The following is a 13,203-nucleotide window of genomic DNA, read 5'->3' as shown; positions in this document are numbered from 1 at the left end:
GCGTGGTGGTGCTCGGCGGAGCCGCGGCCTGCGGGACCGGCCAGCGGGAGTCCGAGGCTTCCGCCGTGGCCGAGGCGTTCTCGACCGCGATCGCCAGCGGGGACGCGGCCGCCGCGTGCGCCGTGCTCTCGCCGGAGACCGCGGAGGCGCTGGCCGCCTCGGAGGGCAAGCCGTGCGAGGAGTCGCTGAAGCCCGAGGAGCTGCCGAGCGGCGCGGTGAGCGACGTCCAGGTGTGGGGCGACCGCGCACAGGCCCGAACCGCGGGTGACGTGCTCTTCCTCGTCGAACTCGATGAGGGCTGGAAGGTGGTCGCGGCCGGCTGCGTGCCGCAGGGCGAGCGGCCGTATCTGTGCGAGGTGGGCGGCTGATGGGCAAGCGGGGCATGTTCGTGGCTTACCTGATCGTGATCTTCGGCGGGCTCGCGTACTTCATCGCGGTCGGCCTGATGCGGCTCTGAGGAGGGGAAATGAAGCGCTTCCTTCGCGGCAGCTTCCTTCGCGACAACGGCTTGAGCGCGGGCTTCGGCGCCATGTTCCTCGCCGCGCTGGTCGGCCAGGCGTTCGCCGGGCAGGCCGATTTCAACCATCGGCAGCTCGTCGAGGGCGGCAGCCCGGTCACGCTGCTCCAGTACGTGACCTCGAGCGATTTCGCGGTCAACGTGGCCGAGAACTGGCAGTCCGAGTACCTGCAGTTCTTCCTGTACGTGTTCGCGACGGTCTGGCTCGTCCAGCGCGGTTCGCCCGAGTCGAAGCCGATGGACCAGATCGGGACCGAATCCGACAAGAAGCAGAAGACGGGCCGCTACGCCACCGAGGACTCCCCCGAGTGGGTCAAGGCCGGCGGCTGGCGCACCGCGGTCTTCTCACGGTCCCTCGGCATCGTCATGGCCGTGATCTTCCTGCTCTCGTGGACCGCCCAGTCCATCAGCGGCCTCAGCGTCTACAACGCCGAGCTGATCGCCGACCTCCAGGACCCGGTGAGCTGGCTGGGCTACGTCGGCTCCGCCGAGTTCTGGAACCGCACCCTGCAGAACTGGCAGTCGGAGCTCCTGGCCGTGGGCTCCCTGGCCGTCATGAGCGTCTACCTGCGCCAGCGCGGCTCCCCCGAATCGAAGCCGGTGGGCACCTCGCACGCGAAGACGGAGGAGTCCGGCTGAGTCAGGCCGCGGTGGCGTCGAAGCGGGTGGCCTTCATGAACATGGTCCAGACGGAGCGGAACGGGGCCTGGCGGAGGCTCGTGAGGCGGGATTCGCCGATGACGGCGTCGAAGGGCGCGTCGCGGAAGTCGTAGATGCGCAGGCGGCCGCCGCTGCGGAGGACGCGGGCGATCTCGGCGGCACCGGCTTCGGGGTCCTCCCAGTGGTGGGAGCTGAAGGTGGAGACGACGAGGTCGAACCGATCGTCTGCGAACGGCAGGGCGGCGACGTCGGCGGCGCGGAGGTCCGGCGGGGTCGCGAGGTCGGCGAGGTTGTGCGCGGCGTGCTCGATCATGTCGGGGGCGATGTCGATGCCGGTGAGCCGCAGGTCGGGGCGGGCTTTGCCGAGCCGCTTGAGGAGGATGCCGGGGCCGGTGCCGACGTCGAGCACGGCGGCGCCGCGGGGCGCGATGGTCGCGATCTCCTTGGCCATCCGGTTGTAGAACGGCTTCGCGAACAGGCGGGCGATGGTGTCGTAGCGGTCGCTGTGGCGCCCTTCGATGGCGCCGCTGTCGTGCTGGTGCTGGTGCTGGTGGGAACGGTGCGGCATGACGGCCTCCAATAGTTGTGCTCTACAACTTTCAAGCCAGTCTACGATGAATGGTTGCAACACACAACTCTGGGAGGAGCGGCGATGGAGGCCGAGCACCTGCACCACCTGCTCATGGACCTGGTCCGCACCGCCGAGTTCGCGCTGCTCGAAGAGGTGTTCCCCGGACGGACGGTTTCCATGTCGCAGCTGTTCGCGCTGCACGAACTCGACCACCGGTCGGGTATCTCCCAGCGCGAGCTCGCCGAGCGCCTCGGCCTGGAGAAGAGCAGCGTCAGCCGCCTGGTGGCCGACCTGGAGGCGGACGGCCTGCTCACACGCGAGCGCGACCCGGACAACCGGCGGCTCTACCGGCTCCAGATCACCGAGGAAGGACGGCGGCTCCACCGCGGCGCCGCCGGGATGCTGCACGAGCGCTACGGCCGCTGGACGGCCGCGATGTCGCCGGCCGAGCGCGACGGCCTCGCCACCGGGCTCCCGGCCCTGCTCCGCGCCATGCGCGAGGAACGGACCGACGGCTAGCGGGAGGCGGCGTTAGCTGGAGGCAGCGTTAGCTTGAGGCGGCGGCCCGTTCGAGGGCGGCGTCGGTGCGGGCCTGGATGTTGTTGCAGGCTTCGCAGACCGAGTCGGGGATGAGGCCCATGCGGGTGAGCAGGGCGAACATCTTGCAGCCCAGGCAGAACGCGAAGAAGGCCTCGAGTGCGGCGGCCATCGTCAGGGCGGCGAGGACGATCCAGCCCGCGACGTTCAGGTCGAAGGCGAGGAGCAGGAACGAGGTCACCGAGAAGACCGCGCCGATGCCCTGGGCGAAGCGCTTGGGCGGGCCCGGGACGGGCTTCGGGGCGATCGGCAGGCGCGGCGTGACGACGCGGGTGACGAGCTGGCCGAGGACGCTGAGGCTCGGGCCGGTCGCGACGCGGGCGAGGAAGCCGAGCGCGATGATCGCGACGAGCCATTCGAGCTGGAAGGCGAGCGCGGCCGCACTCATGGCGACCACGCCCCCGGCGACGAGTCGGGCCGAGACCTCGTTCACGGGGTTCGGGAAGCTGAACAGGCTTCGCATGGGGCGGTTCCTTCGGACGGGCGGACAACCGGGGCAAGTCCGCCAATGGTAGCGCCGTGATCATGGAGGAGGCGCCACCCGAAGCGGCGCGATACCATCGGTGCCCGATCGACTACGGGGGCTCGTGTGGGGGAAGCGATGGAGAGGGTCGTGCTGCTCGGGGACGACGGCACGCCGCTCGGGACCGAACGCAAGGACCGGGTGCACGGGGCGGCCACGCCGCTGCATCTCGCGTTCTCCTGCTACGGCTTCGACGCCGAAGGCCGCCTCCTGGCGACCCGGCGGGCGGACGCGAAGCGGGCGTTCCCGGGCGTGTGGACGAACACGTGCTGCGGGCATCCCGGGCCGGGCGAGTTCATGGAGGCCGCGGTCGCGCGCCGGATGGAGACCGAGCTCGGGATCAGGGTGATCGGGCTGGTGTGCGCGCTGCCGACGTTCCGGTACCGGGCCGAGTCCAACGGGGTCGTCGAGAACGAGATCTGCCCGGTCTTCCTCGGCTGGGTCGCGGGCGAGCCCGCACCCGACGCCGAGGAGGTCGGCGACGTCGAGTGGATCGACTGGCCCGCGTACGTCGCCCGCGCGGAGCGGGAGGACTCGGACCTCTCCCCCTGGTCGCGGATGCAGGTCGCGCAGTTGCAGCAGTGGGGGCTGGTCGAGCGGTTCCTGAACGGGTGAGGGCGGCGCCGCGGCGCCGCCCTCCTCCTCATCGCCCGGTGAACTCCGGCGCCCGCTTCTCCTTGAAGGCGCGCATGCCCTCCTGCTGATCTGCGGTGGCGAAGAGCGCGTGGAACGCCCTGCGCTCGTAGCGGATCCCGTCGGCGAGCCCGGTCTCCAAGGCGCGGTCGACGCAGTCGCGCGCCGCCATCACCGCGAGCTTGCCGTAGCCGGCGATCTGCTCGGCGATCGCGTTCGCCTCGGCCGCAAGGGTTTCGGCCGGGACGACCCGCGAGACGAGCCCGATGCGCTCGGCCTCCTCCGCGTCGATGAGACGCCCGGTGAGGATGAGGTCCATCGCCTTCGCCTTGCCCACCAACCGGGTGAGCCGCTGCGTGCCGCCGATGCCCGGGATGACGCCGAGCGTGATCTCCGGCTGCCCGAACTTCGCGTCGTCCCCCGCGATGATCATGTCGCACATCATCGCCAGCTCGCAGCCGCCGCCGAGCGCGTAGCCCGAGACGGCCGCGAGCTTCGGCGTCCGCAAGGCCGCGAAGGCCTCCCAGCCCGCGAAGTAGTCCTCCGCGATCATGTCCGCCGCCGACTTCCCGGACATCTCCTTGATGTCCGCGCCGGCCGCGAACGCCCGCTCGGAGCCGGTGATCACGAAGCAGCCCACGCCGGGGTCGGCGTCGAGCGGGGTCAGCGCCTCGACCAGCTCGGTCATGAGCGCGGCGTCGAGGGCGTTCAGGACCTCGGGCCGGTGCAGGCGCACCCGCACGACCCGGCCTTCACGTTCGATCTTGAGTCGCATCGTCTTCCTCTCTCAGGAGTCCCAGATCGCGCCGTAGGCGGGGATGCCCCGGCGTTCGAGCCCGTGGACGACCTGCCAGGTCAGTTTCTTGTTGGAGATGCAGATGACCGCCTCGGCGCCGAAGTCGCGGTAGGCGGCGACCGCGAGGCGGATCATGTCCGGCTTGCCGTGCTCCGCGGTGTCCCATATCCGCGCTTCCGGTTGCACTGCAAGGATCTCGTCCACCAGTTCGTCGCCGAACGTGACGCGCGGCGCGCGCGTCGACCACACCAGCAGCGCCGGGACCTCCTGCGCCAGCAGGTGCGGCAGGCACGGGCCGATGCCGCTCCCGGTCGCCACGTACACCACCTTCTTGAACAGCACCTCGATGTTCGCCACGCCCGCCACGGTGATGCCCTTGACCCACACGTGCGACGGCATGTCGTCGATGAACCGCCCGGTCCAGTCGCCGGCGCGCGAGATCGTGAGCCGGAAGCCGTGCTCGGTGGGCGAGGGGATGTTCGCGAACGAGTGCCATTCGCGCAGCGGCGAGCGGCTGATCGCCGTCGACGAACCGGCGAAGGGCTTGCGGCCGTGCGTGAACCGCGCGATCGCGACATGCGACGAGGGCCGCTTGATGTCGACCGGGACGCGGCGCAGGCGCGTCCACGGCGCGATGACCGCGACCGTGACCGCCGCGAGCACCCAGAACTCCAGTGTGGAGAACAGCGGCTCGCCGCTGTGGCCGACCTGCGTGATCGTCATGGCCCACAAAAGGACCAGCGAGGTCCAGCCGCCGAAGCGGTGCACGAGCTCGAACCGGTTGTGGTTCTTGGCCCGCAGCTTCGGGATCGTGGTCGCCAGCATCGCCGCGAACAGCGCCACCAGCGCGTACGCCAGGACGAGCACGTCCACCGGCGCGCCTTCCACTGTGGCCAGTGCGACGAACGCGCCGAACCACAGCGAGCCCGCGAGCGCGCCGCCCACGTGCAGGCCGCCGAAGTGGTAGACCTTCGCCAGCGTCCACCGCACCTTCAGCGGCCAGGTGACCGGCGCAGCGGTCGCCATCCGGAACAGCAGGTTGATCAGGCGCTGGCGGCGGATGAGGATCGCGAGGGCGAAGTTCAACAGCGCTGCGCGCGAGGCGAACTCGGCCGGGACCTCCGGCACCGCCGCGATCAGCACGACGAGGTTGACCGCGATGACCGAGGCGGCCAGGCGGTTGAAGTGCATGAGCGCCGGGTGCTTGAAGGCGCGGCGTACGAGCGGGAGGAGCGGCGGGAGTTCGACGTCGTCGATCCGGTCGTTCTTGAGCTGCGTGTCGTGCCTGAGCTCGGTCATGACGTGGCCTCCCGTCCGAGGCGGGCGAGCCGGAGCAGCCGCGGTTTGTCGATCTTGCCGCGATCGGTGAGGGGGAGCGCTTCCAGGAGGTGGACCGCTTCCGGGACGCAGTAGTACGGCAGCGCCTCGGCCACGACCTTGCGCGCGAGCGCCGGGTCGACCGTGGCGGGCTGGACGAACGACGCCAGTGTGCGGTCGTCGAGCTTGACCGTGGCGGCCCGGACGCAGCCCGGAACGCCTTCCAGCACTGCCGATACCGCGTCGAGTTCGACCCGGAAGCCGCGGATCTTGACCTGGTCGTCGGTGCGCCCGAAGTGCTCGAGCTCGCCGTCCGCGGTCCAGCGGCCCAGGTCGCGGGTGCGGAACATGGTGCGGCCGCCGCCGAGGAACGGGTCGGGCGAGTACCGCTCGGCGTTCAGCTCGGGGTTGGCGAGGTACCCGGCGGAGACGCCGTCGCCGCCCGCCCACATCTCGCCGACCTCGCCGATCGGGCACGGATTGCGGTGCTCGTCGAGGATGTAGACGGTGTTGTTGGGGGTGGGCCGGCCGATGGTGAGCCGCGCGGCGCCGGGGTGGTGCCGCTGCATCGTGTTCACGATGGTGGTCTCCGTGGGGCCGCATCCGTTGTAGAAGGCGCATCGTGCGGCCCACCGGTCGGCGAGCGCGCGCGGGCACGGTTCGCCGGCGACGGCCACGGTCCGGATGCGTTGGCAGGACTCGGGATCGATCCGGGAGAGGATCGTGGGCGTCGCTATCAGGACCTCGGCCCGGCGGGCGGTCGCGGCGATGTCGTCGCCGCGGATGAGGAGGGTGCCGCCGTGCGCGAGGCAGCCCAGGATCTCCCACGCGGCCATGTCGAACGCGATGTTGAGGATCTGCCCGACGGTGGTGCCCGGCCGGATGCCGAGGTCGCCCGGCTCGGTGAGCAGGAGGTTCGCGAGGTTCGCGTGCGTGACCGCGACCCCGTTCGGCGTGCCCGTGGTGCCGGAGGTGAACAGGATGTAGCAGGCCCGCTCGGGGTCGGCGGGGATGCGGGGCGCGGGGGCGTCGGTCCGTTCGGCGCGGACCTGGTCGATGTCGATGCCGGTGATGCCGGGCGGGAGTTCCACGGGCGCATCGGATTGCGTGAGGACGATCGTGCTTCCGGTGGTGCGCAGGATGTGCCGGAGTGCCGGGTTCCGGATCATCTTGGCGTCCTGGGGTACGTATGCGGCGCCGGTCTTGAGGATCGCGAGGATGCCGATGAGCATCGGGATGCCGCGGCGCACGACGAGCGCGACGCGGCCGCCGGGGCGGACGCCGTGCGCGATGAGGCGCGCGGCGAGCCGATTCGCGTCGCGTTCGAGTTCGCCGTAGGTGATGCGGTCGCCGCCGTGTTCGGCGGCGGTCGCGGACGGCGTTGCGGCCGCGTGCTTTTCGATCGTCTCGTGGATCGCGACGCGGGGCACGACGCGAGCGGGACCCCATCCGAACCGGCGGAACAGGTGTCGGTCCCGTTCGTCCAGTGCGGATCGAGTCCCGCGTTTCTCGAGGAGCGGCGTGCCGCCCTTTCGTTTGACGTAGTTGATTGATCGCTGTGTGTAGTCGACTTCAGGCATAGGTCACCCGCCAGTTCGCTGCTTTTTGCTTGAATCCCAACCCTTTCGAATCGTGCGCGCGCTCCTTGTGGTAGCGCTCACACGTGAGAAAGTATAGGTTTCAATCAAATTGAAGTCAATGTGCCGAACTGAGCGAGCTGCCCGGGAAGGTCCGTCGGCTCCCCGCGCAGGACCGCGTCGAGGAAGACGGCGGTGGCGTCGGCGGTGCGCTGGAGGCCTTCCGTGCGGCCGACGGTGCCGAGGATCGAGGGGACGGGCGGGAACGAGAGGGCGGCGTCGGTGAAGGAGAAGTGCCCGGCGCCTTCGAGTTCGATCCGGTAGGTGTCCTTGGGGCCCAGGGCGAGTGCGGCGTCGAGGGTGGGCAGGTAGTCGGGGTTCTCGGCGGCCGAGATCGGGCTGGTGATCGAGAGGACCGGTTGCGTGAAGGGCCCGGGCATGAGGGTCGGTTCGAGGCCGCCGTCGATGTGGACGGCCGCGTCGAAGCGGGGGTCGGCGGCCAGGGCCGCGAGGGCGGCGACGGCTCCGCGCGAGTGGCCCGCGACGGCGGCGCGGCCGGTGTCGAGGTGCGGGGCGAGCGCGACGGTGTCGAGCTGGGTGAGGGTGAAACTCAGGTCGGCGCTGCGGGTCTCGATGTTGGCGCGGTTGATCGCGGCGATCTCGGCTTCGTCGGTCGTGTTGAGCGTGTTGCGGGAGTAGGCGGGTGCGCCGTCGACGTAGGTGAGCGCGGCGTCGTAGGGGTGGTCGACGGTGGCGACGGCGTAGCCGCGGCTGACCCATTCCTCGGCGAGCGCGGTGTTGGCGGTGCGGGTCGCGTTGAGGCCCGGGGAGAAGACGATGACCGGGAAGCGGCCGGGCGCGGCCGGGGCGTCGAAGACCGCGTGCGAGGGCGCCGCGGCGGCGTCCTCGAGGAGGAACCCGGGGATGCCGAAGAGGTCGGCCGTGGCCTGCGTGACCGCTTGGGACTCTTCGAGAGTCGACCTGCCTGCGATCGCTCGTTCGGCGTCCGGTCCTGCCTCGGCGGGGTACCAGAGCTGGACGACGATGGTGCGGTGGTCGTCGGGGTCGTCCGTGAACGGCTCGGGGCGGGTCTCGTCGGTCCATTGGAAGACCGCGCTGCCGACGTCGTGCGCGCCGGTCGGCTCGGGATAGACCGGGACGGGCAGCGCCCAGGCCGCGATCGGCGTGGCGGCGAGGACGAGCAGGCAGGCGGCCGTGCCGGGGACCGCGAACCGGCGGCGCATCCGGCCGCGACCGCGTCTCGCCAACGCGACGACCAGGACGATCGCAGTGAGCAGGAGGACCGAGTACAGCTGCCAGCGCAGGCCGGTCGCCGCGAGCGCGGCCCCGGCGGCCGCTACGACCGAGGCGCCGGTGAGCAGGACGGCTTTGCGGTGCGCGAGCCACCGGGCGAGGACGACGGCGAGCGCGCCCAGGACGGCCAGGATCTCCAAGGGGGACAGGCTCAGTCCCGGGATCGGTGCGGTCACCGGTCCGAGTGTGGCAGCGCGAAAGGCGGCGTCGCTTCCGCAATCCAGCCGTTTTCCAGCCGCCGCCTCGGTCTTTCGGCCGATCTACACGGCGGTGAGATCGAGGGGTGCCTCGACCTGTTCACGTGCCGCGATCACGGCGTCGACGCGGGCGGCGAAGGCTTCGACGGCGGCGCTGTGCTCCTCTGCGCGCCAGGCGAGGCCGTAGCGGACGGGCGGGGCGTCGAGGATCTGAACGTAGGCGATGCCGGGCCGGGGCTGGTGGGCGGCTGTGTGCGCGCCGGTGAGCATGGCGCCCTTGCCCGCGGCGACGAGCATGAGGCCTTCCTGGAGGCTGGTGATGCCGGGCCCGGCGGGGATGTCGCGGCCGTCCGGGGTGCGGCGGGGCGGGCGGCGGTAGTCGGGCACGTCGCCTTCGATCGCCAGGAGGGCGGTCTCGGCGAGGTCGTTCAGGGTCAGCCAGGGCCGGGACGCGAGCGGGCCGCTCGCGGCGACGGCCAGGACGCGCGGCTCGGTGAGCAGGGTCGGGCCCTTCGCGAGGTCGTCCTCGCGGACGGGGAGCTCCATCATCTGCACGTCGTAGTAGCGGTCGCGCAGCTGCGTGAACGGGTCGGTGAAGGACATCTCACAGATCTCCACGGCCAGTTCGGGGTACGCGGCGCGCAGGTCGTCCGCGGCGCGGATCGCGATCGCGCCGGTGAGGGAGTCGGCGAAGCCGACGCGGAGGGTGCCGCCGATGCCGCGGGCGGCCGCGGCGGTGCGGGCGAGGGCGCGTTCGATGGCGCGGTGGTGGGGTTCGACGTCGTCGCGGAAGCGCGCGCCGAGCTCGGTGAGGGCGACGCTGCGGCTGGTGCGCTCGAAGAGGGGCGCGCCGAGGCGGCGTTCGAGTCGCTGCACGAGCTGGCTGACGCGGGCGCGGGAGAGGCGCATGCGCGCGGCCGTGCGCCCGAAGTGCAGTTCCTCGGCCAGGATGAGGAAGCACTCGAGTTCGTCGCGTTCCATGGGTCCCTCCGGATCGGTAAGCCTGACTTACCGAACGTTGCGTGCTTCGCCGTTGTTCCCTGCGGCGGGCGGATCGATGATTGCCGGGCCACTGACACCCACCGAAGGAGTGACCCGTGAAAGCCCGTGAATGGGGTGTACTGCTCGTCCTTTCAGGAGCTATCTTCCTGGAGGGCATCGACATCGCCATGCTCAACATCGCCCTGCCCTCGATCCGCACCGACCTCGGCCTCTCGACCGGGTCGCTGCAGTGGGTGGTGAGCGCCTACGTCCTCGGCTACGGCGGCTTCATGCTGCTGGGCGGCCGCGCCGCGGACATCCTGGGCCGCCGCCGGATGTTCCTGGCCGCGCTGTTCGTCTTCCTGCTGTTCTCCGGGCTCGGCGGGCTCGCCGAGAACGGGGCGACGCTCATCGCGGCCCGGTTCGTGACCGGCCTCGCCGCCGCGTTCATGACCCCCGCGGGGCTCTCGATCATCACGACGGGCTTCGAGGAAGGGCCGAAGCGCGACCGGGCGCTGATGATCTACGGCGCGATCGGCGCGGGCGGCTTCACGCTCGGCATGGTCATCGGCGGCCTGCTGACGGCGCTCGACTGGCGCTGGGTGTTCTTCATGCCCGTGGGCCTCGCGCTGGTGCTGCTGATCGCGGCGGCCGCGCTCATCCCGAAGGCCGCGCCGCCGGAGCGCGACGGCAACCGCTTCGACCTCCTCGGGGGCCTGACGATCACGGCGGCCGTGGTGCTGCTGGTGCTCGGCGTCGAGCGCGCCGCGCACGTCGGTCCGGAATGGACGATCGGCCTGGTCGCGGCGAGCCTGGTCTGCTTCGTCCTGTTCTGGGCCGTCGAGCGGCGGCACGCCGCGCCGCTGGTGCGCCTCGGCATCCTCAAGTCGGCGTCGCTGGTGCGCGCCAACCTGATCGGGATGCTGTTCATGGCCGGGTTCTTCGGCTTCCAGTTCCTGGTGGTGCTGTACCTGCAGGAGCTGCGCGGCTGGTCGACGATCGAGGCGAGCCTGGCGATGCTGGTCCTCGGCATCGACGTGGCGCTGGCCCCGTCGCTGACGCCGAAGCTGGTGCGCCGCTTCGGGAACGCCCCGGTGCTGCTCGCCGGGCTCGGTTTCGCGGCCCTGTCGTACGTCCTGTTCCTGACGGCCGGCCCGGACGCGTCGTACTTCGAGCTCCTGCCGAGCCTCGTCTCGACCGGCATGGCGTTCACCCTGGCGTACGGCCCGCTGACCATCATCGCCACCAACGGGATCGAGGAGTCCGAGCAGGGGCTCGCGGGCGGGCTGCTGTACACGTCGTTCCAGTTCGGGGCCGCGATCGGCCTCGCGGGCGTGGCGGCGGTGAACGTGGCCGCGACCGCTTCGAGCGACCCGGGCGACCTGCTCGCGGGCTACCGCGCGGCGCTGCTCGTGCCGCTCGCCGCGGCCGTGCTCGCGGTGGTCGTCGGCGCGTTCAACCTCCGCCGCAAGACCACTGCGGCCCAGGAGGAACCGGCGCTCGCCGGCGTGTGAACCGAAGGGCGGCGCTCAGAGGCGGACGATGAGCAGGGCGATGTCGTCCTGGGCGCCGTCCGCCACGCCGAGGTCGGCGAGCACGCCGTCCGCGAGGAGCTCCGGGCTCTCGTCGGCGTGGCGGCCGAGGGTGTCGACGAGGCGGGCGAGCCCGGCGTCGATGTCCTCGCCGCGGCGCTCGAAGAGCCCGTCCGTGTAGAGCACGAGCGTGTCGCCCGGACTGTAGGACAGTGCGGCCTGCGGGTGCGGCACGTTCTGCGGGCGGGCCCCGAGGGGCGGGTCGGCGGCCTCGTCGAGCATGTCGCAGGTGCCGTCGGGGTGCAGGAGGACCGGCGGCGGGTGCCCGGCGTTGCTGTAGATGACGAGGCGGCTGCGGGGGTCGATCATGGCCCAGACGACCGTGGTGTTCGCGGCGCCTTCGATCGAGCGGGAGTACAGGTTGAGCACGTCGAGCGCCTGGGCGGGCCGCTCGAGTGCGCGGATGGTGGCGCTGAGGGCGCTGCGCAGCATCCCCATGACGGCGGCGGCCTCGAGGCCGTGCCCGACGACGTCCCCGACGGCGACGCCGTACCGCTCGTCCGAGAGGTCGATCATGTCGAACCAGTCGCCGCACACGGTCATGGAGCCGGTGGCGGGCAGGTACCGGAGGGCGACGTCGTCGTGGCGGGCGAGGTCCGGCGACTGCAGCATCGCCTCCTGCAGGGTCACGGCGACCTGGCGTTCGCGGGTGTGGGCGAGGCGCAGCTCCTCGTTGAGCCGCTGGAGTTCGCGGGCCCGCGTGTACAGCTCGGCGACGACGGCCTCGCGTTGGACGGGCGCGCTGTCGGGCGGCCAGCCGCCGGAGGCGAGGGCCTGGAGGAACGGGGTGATGTCCTCGACCTTGTGAATGATCCACTCGACGGTGCCGTCCGGGCCGAGGACGGGCGTGTTGATCGGCGACCACCAGCGCTCCTCGAACTCCCCCGGGCGCTCGGTGACGGGGATGTCGTACTTCTGCAGGGCCATGGTGTCCTGCCTGCGCAGGCTGAGGACCCGCTGGAGGGAGGCGTTGAGGTTGCGCACGCCGTCGGCGTTCGGGTCGGCCGGGTTGTCGGGGAACGCGGCGAAGATGTGCTTGCCGAGCAGGTCCGCCCGGGTGCGGGCGGTGGCGGCCAGGTAGGCGTCGTTGACCTCGACGATCACCAGGCCGGGATCGATGATCAGGTACGGGCTGGGCGTGGCCGCGAAGAGCGCCGCGTAGTCCAGGTCCGCCAGCACCGGTCGTCCGGCGTTCTCCGTCCGCATGACGTGCTCCCACCTCTCCTGAAACGACAGTACCTCCCGTTTCAGGCGGGCACAGGCAATCAAGGCTAGGCGGCGAAGGGCCCTTCGAGGGCGGCCCACTGGAGGAGCATCACGGTCTTGGCGTCGGCGATCGCACCGGTGCGGATCATGGCGAGCGCTTCGGCGAAGGGCAGTTCGACGGTGGTGATGTCCTCGCCTTCGGCGGCGTTGCCGTGCGGGCGGTCGTCGAGGGCGTCCTCGTAGGGCGCGGCGAAGAAGTGGAGGCGTTCGGTGACCGAGCCGGGGCTCATGTACACGTCGAAGACGTGCCGGACGGCGCCGATCGCGTGCCCGGTCTCTTCGGCGGCCTCGCGGCGGACGGCGGTCTCGGGGTCGTCGTCGTCGAGGAGGCCGGCGGCGGTCTCGAGGAGCATCCCGTCGGGGTGGCCGTTGACGTAGGCGGGGAGGCGGAACTGCCTGGTGAGGAGGACGGTGCGGCGGTGCTCGTTGTAGAGCAGGAGGGTCGCGCCGTCGCCGCGGTCGTAGGTCTCGCGCTGCTCGCGGCTCCAGCGGCCGTCGGCGTGGCGGTAGTCGAAGGTGGTCTCGCGCAGCACGTACCAGTCGCTGGAGAGCAGTTCGACGTCGCGGATGCGAACGCGCGCATTGCCGTTCAGGTCGCGGCCGTGCCGGTCGAGGCCGGTGCGGCCGCGCCGGTCGGGGGTGTCGACGCCTGCGGTCATGGT

14 protein-coding genes are annotated in these 13,203 nt (G+C 71.2%); 5 read left to right on the top strand and 9 right to left on the bottom strand.

The genetic code is table 11. The features are described from left to right. Nucleotides 1-2 precede the first annotated feature (2 nt). A complete protein-coding gene (locus O2L01_RS12115) occupies nucleotides 3-368 on the top strand; it encodes a hypothetical protein (protein ID WP_270122197.1) in 366 nt (121 codons plus the stop codon). A 98-nt stretch (nucleotides 369-466) separates the two neighbouring features. After that, nucleotides 467-1,156, top strand: a complete 690-nt coding sequence (locus O2L01_RS12110) for a DUF6766 family protein (protein ID WP_270122196.1) — start codon at nucleotides 467-469, stop codon at nucleotides 1,154-1,156. 1 nt (nucleotide 1,157) lies between these two features. Here the strand turns inward: O2L01_RS12110 and O2L01_RS12105 are convergent, their stop codons facing one another. Next, a complete protein-coding gene (locus tag O2L01_RS12105; RefSeq protein WP_270122195.1) occupies nucleotides 1,158-1,745 on the bottom strand; it encodes a class I SAM-dependent methyltransferase in 588 nt (195 codons plus the stop codon). A gap of 54 nt (nucleotides 1,746-1,799) precedes the next feature. Here O2L01_RS12105 and O2L01_RS12100 point away from each other — a divergent pair, with 54 nt between their 5' ends. Continuing rightward, a complete protein-coding gene (locus O2L01_RS12100; protein WP_270122194.1) occupies nucleotides 1,800-2,267 on the top strand; it encodes a MarR family winged helix-turn-helix transcriptional regulator in 468 nt (155 codons plus the stop codon). Between the two features lie 28 nt (nucleotides 2,268-2,295). Here O2L01_RS12100 and O2L01_RS12095 read toward each other — a convergent pair whose 3' ends face one another. Next, entirely contained in the window at nucleotides 2,296-2,808 is a 513-nt protein-coding gene (locus tag O2L01_RS12095) for a DUF4395 domain-containing protein (RefSeq protein WP_270122193.1), read from the bottom strand. Nucleotides 2,809-2,946: 138 nt separating this feature from the next. Between O2L01_RS12095 and idi the strand changes: the two genes are divergently transcribed. Further along, a complete protein-coding gene (gene idi / locus O2L01_RS12090; protein WP_270122192.1) occupies nucleotides 2,947-3,483 on the top strand; it encodes an isopentenyl-diphosphate Delta-isomerase in 537 nt (178 codons plus the stop codon). Between the two features lie 28 nt (nucleotides 3,484-3,511). Here idi and O2L01_RS12085 read toward each other — a convergent pair whose 3' ends face one another. The 5 genes from O2L01_RS12085 to O2L01_RS12065 form a co-directional block, all read right to left on the bottom strand. Next, entirely contained in the window at nucleotides 3,512-4,276 is a 765-nt protein-coding gene (locus tag O2L01_RS12085) for an enoyl-CoA hydratase-related protein (RefSeq protein WP_270122191.1), read from the bottom strand. 12 nt (nucleotides 4,277-4,288) lie between these two features. Continuing rightward, the gene (locus tag O2L01_RS12080) at nucleotides 4,289-5,596 is read right to left on the bottom strand and encodes a ferredoxin reductase domain-containing protein (protein ID WP_270122190.1); all 1,308 of its coding nucleotides are present in this window, start codon (nucleotides 5,594-5,596) and stop codon (nucleotides 4,289-4,291) included. After that, nucleotides 5,593-7,101, bottom strand: a complete 1,509-nt coding sequence (locus O2L01_RS12075) for an amino acid adenylation domain-containing protein (protein WP_374727674.1) — start codon at nucleotides 7,099-7,101, stop codon at nucleotides 5,593-5,595. The genes O2L01_RS12080 and O2L01_RS12075 overlap by 4 nt, the downstream gene beginning before the upstream one ends. A gap of 197 nt (nucleotides 7,102-7,298) precedes the next feature. Beyond that, nucleotides 7,299-8,681, bottom strand: a complete 1,383-nt coding sequence (locus O2L01_RS12070; RefSeq protein WP_270122188.1) for an alpha/beta hydrolase family protein — start codon at nucleotides 8,679-8,681, stop codon at nucleotides 7,299-7,301. Nucleotides 8,682-8,765: 84 nt separating this feature from the next. Further along, on the bottom strand, nucleotides 8,766-9,683 hold the full coding sequence (locus O2L01_RS12065; protein WP_270122187.1) for a LysR family transcriptional regulator: 918 nt from the start codon (nucleotides 9,681-9,683) through the stop codon (nucleotides 8,766-8,768). A gap of 116 nt (nucleotides 9,684-9,799) precedes the next feature. Here O2L01_RS12065 and O2L01_RS12060 point away from each other — a divergent pair, with 116 nt between their 5' ends. Then, nucleotides 9,800-11,197, top strand: a complete 1,398-nt coding sequence (locus tag O2L01_RS12060) for an MFS transporter (RefSeq protein ID WP_270122186.1) — start codon at nucleotides 9,800-9,802, stop codon at nucleotides 11,195-11,197. Nucleotides 11,198-11,212: 15 nt separating this feature from the next. On the opposite strand, the gene O2L01_RS12055 is transcribed toward O2L01_RS12060, so the two are convergent. Together O2L01_RS12055 and O2L01_RS12050 are read right to left on the bottom strand one after the other, a co-directional pair. Then, nucleotides 11,213-12,481, bottom strand: coding sequence for a PP2C family protein-serine/threonine phosphatase (locus tag O2L01_RS12055; protein ID WP_270122185.1), 1,269 nt, complete (start codon nucleotides 12,479-12,481; stop codon nucleotides 11,213-11,215). Between the two features lie 65 nt (nucleotides 12,482-12,546). Next, nucleotides 12,547-13,200 (bottom strand): NUDIX domain-containing protein, encoded by a 654-nt coding sequence (locus O2L01_RS12050; protein ID WP_270122184.1) that lies wholly within the window; start codon nucleotides 13,198-13,200, stop codon nucleotides 12,547-12,549. Nucleotides 13,201-13,203 lie beyond the last annotated feature (3 nt).

The organism is Glycomyces lechevalierae, assembly GCF_027622945.1.
GTDB classification, from domain to species: Bacteria; Actinomycetota; Actinomycetes; order Mycobacteriales; family Micromonosporaceae; genus Glycomyces; species Glycomyces rutgersensis.
This window is presented reverse-complemented; position numbering and strand designations above follow the sequence as displayed.